16 protein-coding genes are annotated in these 17,732 nt (G+C 46.2%); 7 read left to right on the top strand and 9 right to left on the bottom strand.

Annotated elements, in window-relative coordinates:
- Positions 1–10: 10 nt before the first annotated feature.
- From recA to ABQ275_RS23395, 5 genes are all read right to left on the bottom strand, one after another.
- Positions 11–1,021 (bottom strand): recombinase RecA, encoded by a 1,011-nt coding sequence (gene recA / locus ABQ275_RS23415; protein ID WP_349315564.1) that lies wholly within the window; start codon positions 1,019–1,021, stop codon positions 11–13.
- 571 nt (positions 1,022–1,592) lie between these two features.
- Positions 1,593–2,288, bottom strand: a complete 696-nt coding sequence (locus ABQ275_RS23410; protein WP_349315563.1) for a hypothetical protein — start codon at positions 2,286–2,288, stop codon at positions 1,593–1,595.
- A gap of 12 nt (positions 2,289–2,300) precedes the next feature.
- A complete protein-coding gene (rpoN, locus tag ABQ275_RS23405) occupies positions 2,301–3,725 on the bottom strand; it encodes an RNA polymerase factor sigma-54 (protein WP_349315562.1) in 1,425 nt (474 codons plus the stop codon).
- Between the two features lie 140 nt (positions 3,726–3,865).
- A complete protein-coding gene (locus ABQ275_RS23400) occupies positions 3,866–4,465 on the bottom strand; it encodes a ribonuclease HII (protein WP_349315561.1) in 600 nt (199 codons plus the stop codon).
- Positions 4,466–4,540: 75 nt separating this feature from the next.
- Positions 4,541–4,984 (bottom strand): hypothetical protein, encoded by a 444-nt coding sequence (locus ABQ275_RS23395; RefSeq protein ID WP_349315560.1) that lies wholly within the window; start codon positions 4,982–4,984, stop codon positions 4,541–4,543.
- Positions 4,985–5,227: 243 nt separating this feature from the next.
- Between ABQ275_RS23395 and ABQ275_RS23390 the strand changes: the two genes are divergently transcribed.
- The 7 genes from ABQ275_RS23390 to ABQ275_RS23360 all read left to right on the top strand — a co-directional run bounded on the left by ABQ275_RS23390 (position 5,228) and on the right by ABQ275_RS23360 (position 14,075).
- Positions 5,228–7,390 (top strand): S46 family peptidase, encoded by a 2,163-nt coding sequence (locus ABQ275_RS23390; protein WP_349315559.1) that lies wholly within the window; start codon positions 5,228–5,230, stop codon positions 7,388–7,390.
- 128 nt (positions 7,391–7,518) lie between these two features.
- The gene (locus ABQ275_RS23385) at positions 7,519–8,682 is read left to right on the top strand and encodes a porin (RefSeq protein ID WP_349315558.1); all 1,164 of its coding nucleotides are present in this window, start codon (positions 7,519–7,521) and stop codon (positions 8,680–8,682) included.
- Between the two features lie 12 nt (positions 8,683–8,694).
- Positions 8,695–10,125: an anion permease gene (locus tag ABQ275_RS23380; RefSeq protein ID WP_349315557.1), complete on the top strand. Its 1,431-nt coding sequence runs from the start codon at positions 8,695–8,697 to the stop codon at positions 10,123–10,125.
- Between the two features lie 22 nt (positions 10,126–10,147).
- Positions 10,148–10,816 (top strand): succinate dehydrogenase cytochrome b subunit, encoded by a 669-nt coding sequence (locus ABQ275_RS23375; protein ID WP_349315556.1) that lies wholly within the window; start codon positions 10,148–10,150, stop codon positions 10,814–10,816.
- Between the two features lie 6 nt (positions 10,817–10,822).
- Positions 10,823–12,727: a fumarate reductase/succinate dehydrogenase flavoprotein subunit gene (locus ABQ275_RS23370; protein ID WP_349315555.1), complete on the top strand. Its 1,905-nt coding sequence runs from the start codon at positions 10,823–10,825 to the stop codon at positions 12,725–12,727.
- A gap of 16 nt (positions 12,728–12,743) precedes the next feature.
- On the top strand, positions 12,744–13,490 hold the full coding sequence (locus ABQ275_RS23365; RefSeq protein WP_349315554.1) for a succinate dehydrogenase/fumarate reductase iron-sulfur subunit: 747 nt from the start codon (positions 12,744–12,746) through the stop codon (positions 13,488–13,490).
- A 210-nt stretch (positions 13,491–13,700) separates the two neighbouring features.
- Positions 13,701–14,075, top strand: coding sequence for an IPT/TIG domain-containing protein (locus tag ABQ275_RS23360; protein ID WP_349315553.1), 375 nt, complete (start codon positions 13,701–13,703; stop codon positions 14,073–14,075).
- A 95-nt stretch (positions 14,076–14,170) separates the two neighbouring features.
- Here the strand turns inward: ABQ275_RS23360 and ABQ275_RS23355 are convergent, their stop codons facing one another.
- The 4 genes from ABQ275_RS23355 to ABQ275_RS23340 form a co-directional block, all read right to left on the bottom strand.
- Positions 14,171–14,878 (bottom strand): DUF4377 domain-containing protein, encoded by a 708-nt coding sequence (locus ABQ275_RS23355; RefSeq protein WP_349315552.1) that lies wholly within the window; start codon positions 14,876–14,878, stop codon positions 14,171–14,173.
- Between the two features lie 142 nt (positions 14,879–15,020).
- Positions 15,021–15,965: a hypothetical protein gene (locus ABQ275_RS23350; protein ID WP_349315551.1), complete on the bottom strand. Its 945-nt coding sequence runs from the start codon at positions 15,963–15,965 to the stop codon at positions 15,021–15,023.
- Positions 15,966–16,054: 89 nt separating this feature from the next.
- Positions 16,055–16,684: a DNA-3-methyladenine glycosylase 2 family protein gene (locus tag ABQ275_RS23345; RefSeq protein WP_349315550.1), complete on the bottom strand. Its 630-nt coding sequence runs from the start codon at positions 16,682–16,684 to the stop codon at positions 16,055–16,057.
- Positions 16,685–16,730: 46 nt separating this feature from the next.
- Positions 16,731–17,729: a M28 family peptidase gene (locus ABQ275_RS23340; protein WP_349315549.1), complete on the bottom strand. Its 999-nt coding sequence runs from the start codon at positions 17,727–17,729 to the stop codon at positions 16,731–16,733.
- Positions 17,730–17,732: the final 3 nt, after the last annotated feature.

Here is a 17,732-nt window from a genome sequence, read left to right as displayed (position 1 = left end):
CACATAACAATTAAGCCTCTGCTTGTTTTTCAGCTATTTTTACTTTGATTTTTGCTTCTATTTCTGCGGCCAGTTCGGGGTTATCGTTCAGCAGTTGTTTTACTGCGTCGCGGCCCTGACCAAGTTTGTTGGTTTCGTAACTGAACCAGCTACCACTTTTCTGTACTACACCATATTCCACACCCATGTCGATGATCTCACCCATTTTGGAGATACCCATTCCGTAGATGATATCAAATTCAGCCTGACGGAAAGGAGGTGCTACTTTATTCTTTACTACTTTCACTTTCACGCGGTTACCCACAGCTTCGTCGCCATCTTTGATCTGGCTCATACGGCGGATATCCAGTCTCACGGATGCGTAGAATTTCAGCGCATTACCACCTGTTGTTGTTTCGGGGTTGCCAAACATAACACCTATCTTTTCACGTAACTGGTTAATGAATATGCAGCAACTGTTGGTTTTGGAAATGGTGGCTGTCAGTTTACGCAATGCCTGTGACATTAAACGTGCCTGTAAGCCCATTTTGCTTTCTCCCATTTCTCCTTCCAGTTCAGCTTTTGGTACCAGTGCGGCTACCGAATCTATTACGACTACATCTACTGCACCGGACAGGATCAGGCGGTCTGCGATTTCCAGTGCCTGCTCACCATGATCTGGCTGAGAGATCAGCAGTGAATCCACATCTACGCCCAGTCTCCTGGCATAGCTGCTATCAAAAGCATGTTCCGCATCAATAATGGCGCATATACCACCTTTTTTCTGCGCTTCTGCTATGGTGTGTATAGCAATGGTTGTTTTACCGGAAGACTCAGGACCATATATTTCTACGATCCTGCCTTTTGGCAAGCCTCCGATTCCCAGTGCGATATCAAGACCCAATGAACCGGTAGAAATTACCTCCATTGGCGCTTCTGCTTTTTCGCCCATCATCATCACAGATCCCTTGCCGAAATCTTTCTCTATCTTATCCATCGTAAGGCGCAGTGCCTTCAATTTTTCCGCGTTGATTGTAGACATATCAGTAATTGTTTTTACAAATTTAAACGAAAAGCAAATCACAACTGGTCTGCTAAATTATAACCTAAATTTTAATTTTCCTAAATTTTTTAGCAATTTATTTTCAATGCTAAAAAATATAGTATTCATTATTTCTTTCCAATCAGCTCCCATTCCAATATTTTAAAAGGGCTAACCCGCAATGGCATAACAAAGATGCAAAGTCATTGCGCATTGAATGTGCGCAATCATTTTTCTCTCAAAAAAAAATTAATAAGGGCAAAATGAGAAAACTACGGCTTTTTAAAAAAACGTAGTTATACGCTTGAGTATCAATACAGAATATCAGACTTTTGTAGTGTCAAGTTTAGTTGTTGAAATTGATACCCCGAAGTGTTTGTTAGTTATTGTTTGTTAACCTGCCTTACGGCCTTGCATCCATGTTACCGGGGGTAACACACCACTGGTAACTGGTTCAACCCCAAATTTTTTTATTCGTCCTGCTATATTCTTCTTACCCTGTTTCCGGGGCCATCCTTGTAAAAGGATAGGCAACGGAAAAGGAGTAAGGGATGCGGCAGGACGAAACTATTTACACCACCAGGATCCAGCAGGCTGCCAGCTGGCAGATGATACCGATGATGAAGCCGAGATAGACCTCCGCAGGCGTATGCGCCTTCAGCACCATACGGGCAGTAGCCACCACACCGGCAATAAAGAAAGTGATTATCAGCGGTACAGACACATTCATATGCATGCCCCACATCAGCGACAGCAGAAAGCCGATCACGCCGCCCCAGCCTACGGTATGCATGCTGGTTTTCAGGAAACTGTTGGTTACAAAAGAAAGGGAGATCGCCAGGAACATGCCCAGGAAAAAGGCTGAGTAGAACTTGGGTGCCCGGCCTTCCTGTAAAAATGTATAGAACGCCCAGAAGTAATAAATGATGATCGCCACGTATGGAATAATACGATCACGCTGGGTTTTCATATAAATAGAAGAAATGAACCCCAGCGCCTTGGCCAGTAAAACCGTCAGCAACGGGAAAAACAAGCTGATAATAACCACCCTGAAATACAGCATATCGAAGGCAAACTGCTTGCTCAGCGGCTTAAATGCCACCATATACTCCGGAATAGATTGCAGCACAAGGAAGGTAACCAGCGTTGGAATAAACAGCGGATGCGTAACATAGGAAATAACCTGCGCCAGTGAGCGGACAGCAGGAGGGAAATCCGGTTCCATATGCAAATGCCCATCCCGGTCTAATACAACTTGTTCTTGCATGATTGTTTTTACTTATAATTCTTTACGTAAACGGGCCACCGGAATATTCAGCTGTTCCCTGTATTTGGCCACAGTACGGCGGGCTATATTGTACCCCTTGTCCTGTAGCATTTTGGTGAGATTTTCATCACTCAGCGGCTTCCGTTTGTTTTCAGCCTCTATCAGGTCAGACAGGATCTTCTTTACTTCACGGGTAGAAACTTCTTCGCCACTGTCTGTCGATAAAGATTCGGAAAAGAAGAACTTCAGTTTGAAGGTACCAAACTCCGTTTGTACATATTTGCTGTTGGCTACCCGGCTTACCGTTGAAATGTCGAGCTGGGTGCGGTCTGCAATATCTTTCAGGATCATGGGTTTCATCGTGGTTTCATCCCCGGTAAGGAAAAACTCCCGCTGATAGTCCATGATAGACTCCATAGTGGATAACAAAGTATGCTGGCGCTGTTTGATAGCATCTATAAACCATTTGGCCGCATCAATCTTTTGCTTGATGAAAAGTACGGCCTCTTTCTGTCGTTTGTCTTTTTTGTCGCCACGATCATATTCCCGCAACATTTCGCGGTACCCGCCAGAGATGCGCAGGTCCGGTGCATTACGTGAATTGAGCGTGAGCTCCAGTTTGCCGGCATTATTTAAAATAAAGAAGTCGGGCAACACATAGCTTTCTGCTTTATTAAGCGTTGCATAGTTACCGCCCGGTTTGGGGTTCAGCTTAATGATCTGATTGATGGATGCTTTCAGGGCTTCATCCGTCAGGCTCAGCGCCTTCTGTATCTTTTCGTAGTGTTTCTTGGTAAACTCGTCGAAGTAATTTTCGAGGATCAGGTAGGCGGTATATACGCCTTCGTCGTCCTGTGGCTTCCGTTTCAACTGTAACAGCAAACACTGTTTCAGATCTGTGGAGCATACACCGGCAGGATCAAATTCCTGGATCTTTTTGATCAGCTCCTGTAGTTCTTCTTCCGTAGTATCAATATTCTGGGAGAAAGAAAGATCATCTACCATCGCACTTATTTCCCGGCGCAGATATCCGTCGTCATCAATACTGCCGATGATATGTTGGGCAATGGTGTTCTGATGGTCGTCCAGTTCCAGCATGCCTAGTTGACTGAGCAGGTGTTCATGAAAAGAAGTTTCCACCCGGATGGGAATGGTTTTATTGCTTTCATCCGGATCGGGGTAATTATCATCGCGCAGTTTGTAATCTGCCACGTCATCATCTCCCTCACTTACATATTCGGAAATATCTATATTGTCGTATTCATTCTCACTGCCATCCGGTTCAAATTCTTCCTCCTCTGTCTTCGCGTCAAACTCCTCCTGTTCTTTAAATTCTTCGTCATGGGCTTCTTCACCGTATTCCAGCGCAGGGTTTTCTTCCAGTTCTTCCTTGATCCTCTCTTCCAGGTTGACAGTAGGAACCTGCAGCAGTTTCATTAGCTGAATCTGCTGGGGTGAGAGTTTCTGTAATAACTTTTGCTGTTGTGTCTGCTTTAACATAATCGTTCCCTATCAGGGCAAAATTAATAAGTATAAGGTTAACGAGCGCCATTAGCATGCAGCTTACATGCCAACGGTTATAATTCCAGTTCCAGTTGTTCCGGCAACAGGCGGAATGTTTTGCGGTGGTAGGGCGTATCGCCAAACTCCCGGATTGCGTCCCGATGTTGCTTTGTTGGATAGCCTTTATTATCATTCCAGCCAAAATGCGGATATACGGCATGTAATTGCTGCATATACTCATCCCGGTACGTTTTGGCGAGAATAGAAGCCGCTGCTATAGAAGCATATTTACCATCTCCCTGGATAATACAGGCATGTGGGGTGCTTCCATAGTTATAAAACCTGTTGCCGTCTACAATAATAAATTCCGGCTGCCGGCTTAGTTGCTCCAATGCCAGGTGCATGGCCCTGAATGAGGCTTTCAAAATATTTATCTTGTCAATTTCCACATTATCCACACTGGCTACTGCAAAAAACAGCGCCTCTTTTTCTATCACTACCCGGAGCTTGTCGCGGTCTGCTGCTTTCAGTTGCTTGGAATCATTCAGTGTAGGATGACGGAACCCCGGGGGGAGAATCACCGCCGCAGCAAACACCGGGCCTGCCAGGCATCCCCTTCCGGCTTCATCACAGCCAGCCTCCACTAATAAATCCTGATAATGAGAAAGTAGCAAATTCAAATCGGTTTAAGACGGGTAAAATTACAAGAATAATGTTCACGGAACAAGGAATGTGGAATTTAGCAATTACTACTCCGAGTCCTTCTTAAACAGGTCTTTGAAATTCTGCTTGAAATCGGTCCATTCTTTATCTGATTTCCGCATCAGTTCATCGCTGGCTTTGTGGGTGCTGTCCCATGCATCGGCGCTACTGTTGCGGATATCTTCCATTTTCTTATTCATTTCCGCCTTCAGGTTTTCCAGTTTTTTACGGGCTGCTGCACTCTTTTCTGATCCTTCCTTTTTCAGTTCAGCACTGGTCTGGTCTATTTCCTTTATCCGGGTATTGATGGCATCCTCCACCTGTTTCTTTTGCTCGTCGAGGTAATCGCCGGCGCTGTTGGCAGTGGATTTGAGGTCATCTTTTACTTTGGCGGCGCCCTCTTTTACTTCTTCTTTCTTCTCTTGCTGGGTATTATTTTCATTGCACGCAAAAAAAGCGGCGATACCCATGAGTAACAACAATTTTTTCATGATCAACAGATTTATTACATGTTTAGCACTATAGGTATAAAATATTGGCATGGGCCAATATGAAGTCATCCCTTTATCAAAACATATTCCAGTTTTTTTGTTCACCACAAAATCATATAAAATCAGGTGGTATATAAAATGCTCTCCCACACAACAGATAGCGGAAATACCGCTAGTACGGAAGCATGCGACCGTTAACAAAAAAATAACTACGTTTGAGGTCCAAAAACAAAACCTGATTATATGAGAAAAAATCTAGTGGTTTTGCTCTTGTTGCTTAGCGTAAGTATAAAATGGGCTAAAGCAGACGAGGGCATGTGGTTGCCGTATCTGTTAGGGCAGCAAACCTACAACGACATGGTGAAGAAGGGCCTGAAACTGACGAAGGAACAGTTGTACAGTATCAACAAGGCATCCATGAAAGATGCTATCATTATTTTTGGTGGTGGCTGCACCGGGGAAATAGTGAGTAATGAAGGTTTAATCTTTACCAATCACCACTGTGGTTATGGCGCTATTGCTTCCGCCAGCTCAGTAGAACACAATTATCTTAAAAACGGATTTTACGCTAAAAACAGGCAGGAAGAAATTCCTTCCGCGGCGCTATCAGTGCAATTCCTCGTAAGGGTGGAAGATGTGAGTAAAGAGGTGGAAGACGCCCTGAAAGGACTGAACGGCGCAGAGAGAGTACAGAAAGAACAGGCGGCTTATAATGAAATCATTACCAAAACAACAGCTAATACCGACTATGAAGCGAAAGTGGTGCCGATGTTCAAAGGCAACCAGTACGTGATGTTTGTATACGAACGCTTCAAGGATATCCGCCTGGTAGGTGCGCCCCCTGAAAACGTAGGTAAATTTGGCGGCGATACAGACAACTGGGAGTGGCCCCGTCATACCGGCGACTTTTCTATATTCCGCGTATACACGGGCAAGGATGGCAAACCTGCTACCTATGCTGCTGATAACGTGCCCTTAAAACCCAAATATTTTCTGCCGGTATCTATCAAAGGTGTAAAAGAAAATGATTACGCCATGATCTTCGGGTATCCCGGTGGTACCAACAGGTATGAAACATCTTATGGTATAAAACTGAAAACAGAAGTAGAAAACCCGTCCCTGGTAAACCTGCGCGATGTGCGGCTGAAAGCGATGATGGAACAGATGCTGAAAGACCCTGCGGTTAAACTGCAACTGGCGTCTTCCTACGCAGGCATCGCCAACTACTGGAAATTCTTTGATGGGGAGTCCAAACAGCTGAAACAACATCATGTGCTGGAAGATAAAGAGCAGAAGGAAGCCGCTTTCGCCAAATGGGCGCAGGACAAACCTGAATTTGCCAGTATCCTGCCAGACTATGCAGCTGCTTACAAAGCATGGAGTCCGTACGCCAAACACCGCGTATATATCAACGAAGGTATTCTGGGTTCCCCGGTAGCCGGCTTTGCCTCTACTTTACTGGCTGTGGAAAGAGCTCTGGTAACTCCCGGTGCGCCGAAAGATGCGGTGAAACAGGCCGTAGATGCGGCTGATAAAGCACGTGTTGCTTTCCTTCAGGGAGAAAATAAACCAAGTGATCAGAAGATCCTGGCAGCTACCTGCCGCATGTTTTATACAGACGTGCCTAAAGACCAGCAGCCTATTGGCTTCTACGAGGCGCTCAAAAGCAAGTTTGGCAGCCTGGAAGACGATAACACCTACCGCTTATGGTCTGCTGCGCTGATGAATAATACCATGATCTTTGATGACGCAAAATGGAAAGCATTTGTGGCTAATCCGGATGCAGTAACCCTCCAGGAAGATCCTGCCTTTGCTTATGCCAGCACATTCATTAAAAATTATGCAGGTAAATATCAGCCGCTATTCTCCCAGTTCAATCTGAAAAATAATGACCTGGGCCGCGAATACCTGAAAGGTGTTATGCAGATGCAACCCAATGCCAACAGGTATCCCGATGCTAACTTCACGATGCGGTTATCTTATGGCCAGGTAAAATCATATGCTCCACGCGATGCGGTGAACTACGATTACGTAACCACCATGAAAGGCGTGCTGGAAAAATATATTCCGGGTGATTATGAATTTGACCTGCCTGAAAATTATGCAGACCTGTATAAAAAGAAAGATTTCGGTCAGTATAAAGATGCTAAACGCAATGATGTGGTGATAAACTTCATCACAACCAATGATATCACCGGCGGGAACTCAGGCTCTCCTGTTATCAACGGTAACGGGGAGTTGATTGGTCTTGCCTTTGATGGCAACTATGAAGCCCTGAGCCACAAGATCCAGTTTGATTCCCAATACAACCGTACTATCTGTGTAGATATACGTTATGTACTGTGGTGTATTGAAAAACTGGGTGGTGCAAAGAATATTATCAATGAGTTGAAACTGGTAAAATAAGTCACATCATATTTTTTTGAGTGTCCCGCTCCGGCTCTGCCGGGGCGGGATTTTTTTGCGAAACATTTTTCTGATGATGGTTGTTAACAAAAATATGTGATCCTGTTTTGAACCATCAACCATCCTGCATGGATAAACGTAGCGCGCTTCTTTTAGCATTTTTTTTATTTGCCTGTGGTAGCGTTTATGCGTGGAACGAACCACCAAAAGACAGCACTGTCAAGGATTCTTCTCTTCAAAAGGCAGCCGGGTTTCTGAAAAAGATAACCCTGGGCGGTGTATTCCAGGCACGGTATACCGTTTCCCTGCATCATGATGTGGATGTGAATGGTACCCACCAACCCAATAGCGATGAGGTGGTACGCAATAGCTTCAGCCTGAAACGGGCGAGATTGCAGGTAAAGGCGCAGGTAAGTGATCGCTTTATGGCCGCGGTATTGGTGAACCTGGCCGATTTCAGCAGCGACCCCAAAGGAAAGGTGCTGGAGAATGCATACATCTCCTACCGCTGGAACGATGCCGTTAATTTCACTGTTGGGCAGTTCCGTCCTTCTTTTGGGCTGGAAGACCTTTATCCCGTGGATATTATCCGGTCCATGGATTTCTCCAATCAGTATTATGCTTTCGGAAATAATGGCTGGCAGAGCTTCCAGGTAGGCGTGTCTATGTTTGGCTCGTTTAATAAAGACACGAAAGTGCCCGTAAAATATGCGCTGTCTGTTGTGAATGGGAATAACCGCAACCAACCATCTGATGATGACAACGGCAAACAGGGTACGGCGCGGCTGGAATTCGGAAACATGGATAAAGTGGCAGTAGGCCTTAATGGTGGTTACGGAGATGCAAAGAGGAAAAACATATATGCGTTAGGGGTAGATGTGTCCGGTGTTATTCCCATCTCATCCAGGGTGGATCTGCAATTGCAGACAGAGTTTAAACAGGGTACTAATCACAAAAATTATTTCGCAATACCGGATAGCCTGCGGGTAGATCCGCTTAGTAAATACCTGATGCACGGGGTATATGTTTTGCCAAATATCCGCTATAAGATCAACTATCACAAACTCACTTCCATAGAGCTTTCCATGCGGTATGAATATTTCAATGACGATTTTAAACATAGCGGGAATGCCCGCCGCTCTTACATCCCTATGATCAGTCTTGCTTTTTTGAAAGATTACGGCGGACGGATACAGTTAGGAATGCAGATAGATAATTATGATAAAGATATCGCTGGAACAAAAACACATAACAGTAACCTGATGATTGTGCAGGTGCAATGCAGATTATAAAAGGGATTTTATATGAAGGAGATCAAGTATCCACAACTATTAATAACGCTGGCTTTTGGCGTTATTATCTGGTTCATCCCCGAGCCGGAAGGCGTGACGCCTGATGCCTGGCATCTGCTGGCTATTTTCCTGGCCACCATCCTGGGTATTATCCTGAAAGCTGCTTCCATGGGCACTATGTCTATGGTCGCTATTGCGCTGGTGGCGGTGAGTGGAGTCCTGGCGCCGGGCAATCCTGGCAAATCCATTACACTGGCGCTTAGCAGTTTTGGTGATAAAGTGATCTGGCTGATCGGTATCTCTTTCTTTATTGCACGCGGATTTATTAAAACGGGCCTGGGCAAACGGATCGCTTATCTCTTCGTCCGTATTTTTGGTCGTAGCTCGCTGGGGCTGGCTTATGGGCTTGGGTTGGCAGACCTGGTACTGGCGCCGGCAGTACCCAGCAATACTGCGCGTGGCGGTGGGATCATTTATCCCATCATGAAATCCATGGCAATGAACTTTGGTTCCGTACCGGAAGATCCGGCCACACATCGCAAGCTGGGCGGATATCTTACATTGAACAGCTATAACATAAACCTTATCACATCATCATTATTCCTGACAGGTACGGCGAGTAATCCCATGTGTCAGAAGTTCGCTAAAAATATGGGCATAGACATTACGTGGATGTCGTGGTTTACGGCGGCTCTTGTGCCGGGTATTATTTCTCTCATTGCCATCCCGTATATTCTCTATAAGATCTATCCACCGGAAATAAAATCAACCGGTGATGCGCCTACCCTGGCGGCAGCGCAGCTGAAAGAAATGGGGCCGGTGAAAAAAGATGAATGGTACATGCTATTGGCTTTTGTAGTACTGTTATTCCTGTGGATTACGGGAGATATATTTGGGATAGATGCTACCACCACTGCGTTGATCGGACTGGTATTCCTGTTGCTTTCCCAGGTACTTACCTGGGAGGATGTGAAGGCTGAAAAAGGCGCCTGGGACACGATTGTGTGGTTTTCCGCGCTGGTAATGATGGCCAGCTTTCTCAATTCACTTGGTTTTATTCCATGGTTTAGCAACCTCATAAAACAACAGGTGGGTGGTATGAACTGGCTGGTTGCGTTCCCCATTATTGTGCTGGTATATTTTTATAGTCATTACATTTTTGCCAGTGCTACGGCACATGTGGCGGCGATGTATTCCGCTTTCCTGGCAGTAGGGATTTCTGTGGGTATTCCTGGTACGCTGCTGGCGCTGGTGCTGGGTTTCTGCGGCGGAATCTTCGGAACACTCACCCACTATGGGCATGGGCCTGCGCCGGTATTTTTTGGCAGCACCTATGTGGAACTGAAAGACTGGTGGAAGTGCGGATTCATTTTAAGTATTGCCCTTATTATAATATGGATGGGTATTGGCGCCGGCTGGTGGAAGGTATTGGGACTCTGGTAATGTATCGCTTAAAAAGATTGTTATGGGTCAATGGAAGCAACAAACTTTATCCAGGAAAAACTGGATGGCATTTACAGGGCTGTTCCTGTGTTTTTTTCTCGTCATTCATCTGCTGGGCAACCTGCAACTGCTACTGCCACCTAAAGAAGCACATCTGCAGTTTAATGCTTATTCTCACTTGTTGGCGGGTAATATCATCATCAAAATAATTTCCTATATACTCTACGCCAGTATTATTGCACATGTGGTATACGCCATAATTATAACGTTAACGAATACACGTGCGAGAGCCGCGAAGTATCATTACGACCGGAGAGGTGCGGTGAGTAAGTGGTATAGCCGTAACATGGGCCTGCTGGGTACAATCATTTTCATCTTCCTCGTTATTCATTTCCGCGACTTCTGGTATGTATACAAATTCGGGCAGTTACCATTGGATGCGCAGGGGCATAAGGATCTATATACCCTTGTGGTGGCGGTGTACAGCGAAACCTGGTATGTGGTACTATATGTGGTTTGCATGGTGGCCCTCTGTTATCACCTGTTGCATGGTTTTTTCAGTGCAGCGAGAACACTGGGGTTGTATCATCCGCGGTATGCCCGGTGGGTAAAAGTTGTTGGCTGGATCTACAGCATTGGTATCAGTGCCGGGTTTGCGCTGATACCGGTATATGTTCATTTCTTAAAATAGTTGGTGATGCTGGAATCTAAAATACCGGACGGACCACTGGAAGAAAAGTGGCGTCATTACAAAGCACACGCAAAGCTGGTGAATCCGGCCAACCGCAAAACGCTGGATGTAATTGTGGTGGGCACTGGTCTTGCCGGCAGTTCCATCGCGGCTTCTCTTGGAGAGATGGGTTACCGGGTGAAAAGTTTTTGTTTCCAGGACAGCCCGCGGCGTGCCCACTCTGTGGCAGCGCAGGGTGGCGTAAATGCGGCCAAGAACTATAAGAATGATGGCGACAGCGTATTCCGCATGTTTTATGATACCCTCAAAGGAGGTGATTTCCGTGCGCGTGAAGCCAATGTATACCGCCTTGCAGAATGCAGTGCCAGCCTGATAGACCAGGCCGTAGCGCAGGGCGTACCTTTTGGCCGTGAGTATGGCGGTTATCTGAATAACCGTTCTTTTGGCGGGGTGCAGGTGTCCAGAACATTTTATGCCCGCGGCCAAACAGGTCAGCAGTTGTTGTTAGGCGCCTACCAGGCATTGATGCGGCAGGTGAATGCCGGTTCCGTAAAATTATTTGCCAGGCATGAAATGCTGGACCTGGTAACGATCGATGGCCAGGCACGCGGTATCATTGTGCGCAATATGGATACCGGCGCTATTGAGCGCCACGGTGCGCATGCGGTGGTATTGGCTACGGGAGGATTTGGTAAAATATATTACCTGTCTACACTGGCAATGGGTTGCAACGGTTCTGCTATCTGGCGTGCGCACAAGAAAGGCGCGTTTATGGCCAGTCCCAGCTGGACGCAGGTGCATCCTACCAGTCTTCCGCAATCGGGGGAATACCAATCCAAACTAACCCTGATGTCTGAATCGTTGCGTAATGACGGCCGCATCTGGGTACCTAAAAAGAAAGATGAACAGCGTGCGCCAAACCAGGTGCCGGAAGGAGATAGGGACTATTACCTGGAGCGCCGTTATCCTGCATTTGGCAACTTGTCGCCCCGCGATATTGCCTCTCGCGCCGCGAAAGAGCGCATTGATGCAGGTTATGGAGTAGGACCGCTAAAAAATGCGGTATACCTGGATTTTTCAAAAGCTATCCATGATCAGACGGTATCGAAGATCAGGGAAAAATACGGCAACCTGTTCCGCATGTACGAAAAGATCACCGGGGTGGATGCTTATAAAGAACCGATGCGGATCTCGCCGGCAGCACACTTCTCCATGGGTGGCCTGTGGGTGGATTATGAACTGATGACAACCATCCCCGGATTGTTTGCATTGGGAGAAGCAAATTTTGCAGATCATGGCGCCAATCGCTTAGGCGCCAACTCCTTGCTGCAAGCCTGTGTGGATGGCTATTTCATAGCTCCCTATACGATGGCTAACTACCTCGCGGATCAGATTAAATCCGGCCCGGTAGATGTGCGTCATCCGGCTTTTGAAACAGCAGAAGATAATGTACAGCAACAATTGCAACAGCTGTTGGCTATCCAGGGAAATTTATCTGCCGATCATTTTCATAAAACATTGGGTAAGATCCTGTATGATAAATGTGGGTTGTCGCGGTCGCGGGAAGGACTGGAAGCGGCTATCAAAGAGATTGCTGCATTGCGGGAACAGTTCTACCGGCAGCTGTTTGTGCCGGGTGGTTATGCCATTAACAGTGAGCTGGAAAAGGCCGGGCGTGTAGCGGATTACCTGGAGCTGGGAGAATTGATGTGTTATGATGCGCTTACGCGCGATGAATCCTGCGGCGCCCATTTCCGTGTGGAGTACCAGACACCGGAAGGAGAAGCAATGCGTAACGATAAGGATTTCTCGTTCATCTCTGCATGGGAATGGGATGAGCAGTCACCGCTATTGCATAAGGAGCCATTACATTTTGAATTTGTTACACCCAGTGTAAGAAGTTATAAGTAATTAAAAACTATCGTGTATGCATATACGATTAAAAATATGGAGACAGGAAAACCAGGATGCTGCCGGTAAAATGGTTGCTTACAAACTGGAAAATATAGATCCGGAGTTGTCGTTCCTGGAAATGCTGGACATGCTCAATGAGCAGTTGCTACAGCAGGGAGAGCGTACCATCGAATTTGACCACGACTGCCGCGAAGGTATCTGTGGCCAGTGTGGGGTGATGATCAATGGCCGTGCACACGGGCCGCTGTTGAACACCACTACATGTCAGTTACAGATGCGTGTTTTTAAGGACGGCGATGAAATTTATATAGAACCTTTCCGGGCTACGGCTTTCCCGGTAAAATGCGATCTTAAAATTGACCGCAGTGCGCTTGACCGTGTAATCCAGTCGGGCGGTTATGTAAGTGTAAACACCGGACAGGCGCCGGAGGCAAATAGTATCCCTATAGGACATACGGTGGCTGAAGCAGCCTTTGATGCGGCGGCCTGCATTGGTTGCGGCGCCTGCGTAGCGGTATGTAAAAATTCCAGTGCTGCATTGTTTACCAGCGCAAAAATTGCGCACCTGGCGATGTTGCCGCAAGGACAGATAGAAGCCCAGTCGAGAGTGAGGAAGATGGTAGACCAGATGGACCTCGAAGGCTTTGGCCACTGTAGTAACACAGAAGCGTGTGAAGCGGAATGCCCGCAGCAGATTTCTGTGTTACATATTGCCCGTATGAACTGGGAATATAATAAGGCGCAGCTGCTGAAAAAGTAAGCTGCTTATTTTCATATAGCCGGTTACGTAGTACTACGTATTTATTATTTATGTTGCTTTTACGCGTGTTTTATAACATGACAGATTGTAAATTTGCATTCGTTTAATACCGATAAATACTATTACAATAATGAGTTGCAAAATGTGATAGTGTTAACCCCGGTGAAAATTTGTAACAGGGTTTTGTTGCCCACCCCCAAAAGAAAAAAAATGAAACATTGTAAAATGTTTGTGGCCCTCCTCACGTTGTTGATAACAGCCATGATGGCTTGTGCCCCAAACCCCGGAAAGAAAACATCCGCTGCGATACCCGTAACCGGTAGTGCAGGAAATTTTCTGATGATCAAAGGTCATGGATTCAGCGAAGAAATAGCGGATAATAAAGTGATTTTTGGTGATGTAGCTGCGCAGGTATTGCAGGCAAACCCTGAATACCTGGTGGTGCAGGTGCCTGCTCAACGGGAAGGAAGGGTGCAGGTGGTAGTAACAGTAGGAGCGCATGACTCTAACGCCATGTTGTTTGAGTATAGCTCCGGCAATAAGCTGGTAGCAGCGTTGGGAGATATTGCCAGCGCGGCGTATTAATAACAGTGCTTTTAATTGTTAGCAAACCATAGCTTTATCAAAACGAAAAGGGTTGTTACAGTATACCGTAACAACCCTTTTATTATGCGTGTTTGTTATTTATTTTCTTCTTTCTGCATCATTCCCAGCATCAGTACTATTTTTCCATCTTCGTACAGGTTGAGGGTTTGATCTGCTACATCATATTTGTAGGTATGCTCGCTGATCAACTGGAGGAATGCTGTTTCACGGTGCATTACGCCGGGGTCCATGCAGGCCATCCTGGTACTGATTGCCATCGTAAAAGTGATGTTGTCCGCAGTGGAATTGTAGCCGCCGGAAATGCTGTTGCAACCGCCTTTGCCATGGAAACGACCAGCTGCCGGGTCAAATTCAAGCCAGATACCGGACTGCGACAGGATGCTGTCGCCCATCTTTATTACACCCCATCTTTTGCTGGCAATGTATGCCCACTCGCTGCCTTGTGTTGGCTTATCCGGTGTTTCAATTTTCTTTTTCTCCAATACTTTTTTAAGCGTGTATTTTAAGGAAGAACCGTCTGCCGGTGGATTTTTGATGGTGGTAACCTTTACAATCAGTTTGTAGCGATATCCCGGAGTGTATTTAAAGCCGTTAATATTGGTATACAGGTTTGTCCAGGCGGAATCCCGGATACCTTTTATCTGCAGGCATTCCATCGGAGCTACGCCGGTGCAGGGTTCCTTGGACTCCTTCACGTAAATCGTCTGTGTTTTCGGGGGCCGCTGTTGCTGAACAGGTGTAAAAAATGCAGTGGCCAGCGAGATTGCTAATTCGAGTAACATAATGTTTGTTTTAATCTTTAACAACAAAAGCGCCTTTCGGGTTTACTTCTGTCAGAATACTTCATGTTTGCAAAAACGCTGCCGTTATCAGGAAAGTTACAGTAGTATTATTTTTTTATGAAGATGATTACCGGCATCTTTCTTATTTCAGTTTTCCGATGCGGTGAATAATTGTTTTATAATAAGCGAGTTTGTCTTTTCCCGGCAAGCTCACAATAGTTACATCATTGGCTTTAAGCAGGTCCAGTTTGAATTTCGAGGCGGCCATATATTCTTCCGGGATATAATAGTAAATGTTGTTGGGTACCGGGATATTTTTATGATGAAATTTTTGCCGCGCGCGATATGTCAGCAACCACCACAGGTCTGTTTCTACAAAGTCCAGCGACAGCCCGAAAATATGAATGTCTCGGGTAAAGAAAAGATCGATCCAGGAATGGAAGTACACTTGTTTAGCGTGTATGCGTCGCAGTAAGGATGCCTTTGGTACTTCTTTGCTGGAGTAAACAGTGCCGCTTACTACATAGTTGCGCATCAGCTGTAACTGGCCGCCATAGTGCTCAAAGCCCAGGTTAATGCTCATGGGATTGAGACAGTCGCCATGAATATGCCAGTAATTGATGTCATCCATTTTGTACCGCCTGAAAATGCTGTAGAACTTTTCATTGATAAGACTGGTATTTTCAAAAGGGGTACGGCCTTCCAGTGTAAACTCGTAATTGGTGGTGAGTACATGCGCCGGCTTCAGTGCACGTATGGCGTTGTGCAGTTCATTACCTTTTATTTCGGCTGCTTTGATGGCTATAAATGCTTTCAGGTCTTTCTCCCTGAGTTTTTCTCTTTTGATAGCGGTTAAAAATATTTCTTCATACAGGAGCGGGAATGGTTTTTTATCATCCAGTTCTATGCAGTCACCGGTATGGCAGAAGGTGATAATATCCTGTAGCAGATCTTTCCAGCTTTGTCTGCTGGACATGTTATTGATATCATTTCCGATTAATAAAACAAGGTTGTTCATAGCAGGCGTATCTGGTTTTTTAAGGGTGGATACAGCGGAAGGGGGTGGTTTATAACAGGATCTTATCATCCGGAGGCTGTTTATCAAACAACTTCCCTGCACGCTCGTAAAACAAATATAAAAAGTGGGTACGCAATGTATTTACATCGGAAGATTTATTACTGGTCCAGCCACATCCACAGATACCGGCAGGCATGTGTACGATAGGGCGCCCATTTGGAAGAGATCTTTTTCAGCTTTTCCCGGAGGGCTTTTTTATCGGTGTCGTCCAGTTTGTACAGCTTGATCATGGCCTGTTGCAGGCCGAAGTCGTCGATGGAAAATACATCCTCGCGCAGGAGATGAGACATGAGCAGCATTTCTACGGTCCACCGGCCCACGCCCTTGATTTGGGTAAGATAAACAATCACCGCTTCGTCCTCCATCTTATGCAGCTTCGCATCGGTTAGTTTTTCTGCCAGCACAAAAGTGACTACGTTGTGTACATAGGAAACTTTGGCATTGGAAAGACCGATGCTGCGTAATACTTCCGGTGCTGTGTTGAGGATTTGGCGGGGGGTAGGTTCCTTGTTATTATAAAGCGCCAGAAACCGCGCGTAGATTACGTCTGCCACTTTCGTGGAAAGCTGCTGGTTCATGATGGCGCGCACCAGGCGTAGGGGAAAGTTTTTCTGTATAGTCCGTTCCTTTAACGGCCCCAGGATGATCTTTTGCAGCCGCTTGTCCCGGCAAAGATGGGTTTGATAATCTGTGGGCGCTATTGTCAGCGTGCGTGGAGATATGGGCATAAGTTGTTTTTTTAAATCAATATATCCGGTTATCCCTGTTGCGGCATTAATAGCTGAAAGGCTGTGTGTATATTACCTGCAGGATGGTTTGTCCTACTGCTTTTAATGTGCCTTTATCAATTACACTCATGTTATCATTCTGCGTATGCCAGTGTGGTACAAAGTGCCCGCTGGCCTGCCATGCAAGGATATCGAACGTAGGAATATTAGCCATGGTATTTACGAAGATGTGGTCATCTGTAATATAGGAGCCATTATCTTCGTAACGGAAAAAGTCTGAATACCCGATTTTATTGGCAACATCCCAGAACATTTTCATGGGCGCCATGGCGTATTGTTTTGAAGCGCCTTCCATGAAGAACTGGGAGCCGCGGCCGCCTACCATATCCAGCAGGATGCCGTAGTTGGCGGTATAGCCTTTGATATGCGGGTTTTTAGCCCAGTACTGGGTGCCGAGTCCAAAAGAGTTCTCGTTATTTTTAGCCCCGTAGTCTTCCACATCTACCAGTAAAATATCAACACCTGCTTCCGGCTTCTGTAAGTGGAACTGCCGCGCTGTTTCCAGGAGTACTGCTACGCCGCTGGCACCATCATCGGCGCCATCCAGTTGCTTTGTTTTATCAAAGGCGTCTTCATCCGCCCAGGGACGGGTGTCCCAGTGTGCCAGCAGCAAAACGCGCTGTTTGGCTGCCGGGTTGAAGCTGGCAATGATATTGATGCAGGGAAGTTTTTGTTTGTGGGGGGCTGTTACAGTAGTGCGTTGCACATATACGGTATCGGCCCATTGGCGAAGGGTACTGATCATCCATGCGGCGCACTTTTCCTGCGCAGGTGTATTCGGAATTCTTGGCCCGAAGCTAACCTGCCGCGCGGTATAAGCGTAGGCGGAATCCGCGCTGAATGCCGGTACGGGTACATCCAGCCTCACTACTTTGCTTTCTCCTGCACTATCCTGGGTGTTATCCGTTGTATTGGATGACTGCTGGCATGCGCCGGCCATGAGGACCAGCGCCGCCATTGTCATAATGATCAGAGCTTTACGCATTAT

The organism is Chitinophaga sp. MM2321 (assembly GCF_964033635.1).
Lineage (GTDB): Bacteria > Bacteroidota > Bacteroidia > Chitinophagales > Chitinophagaceae > Chitinophaga.
The sequence above is the reverse complement of the archived record's forward strand: the minus strand, read 5'-3'. Positions and strand labels throughout refer to the sequence as shown.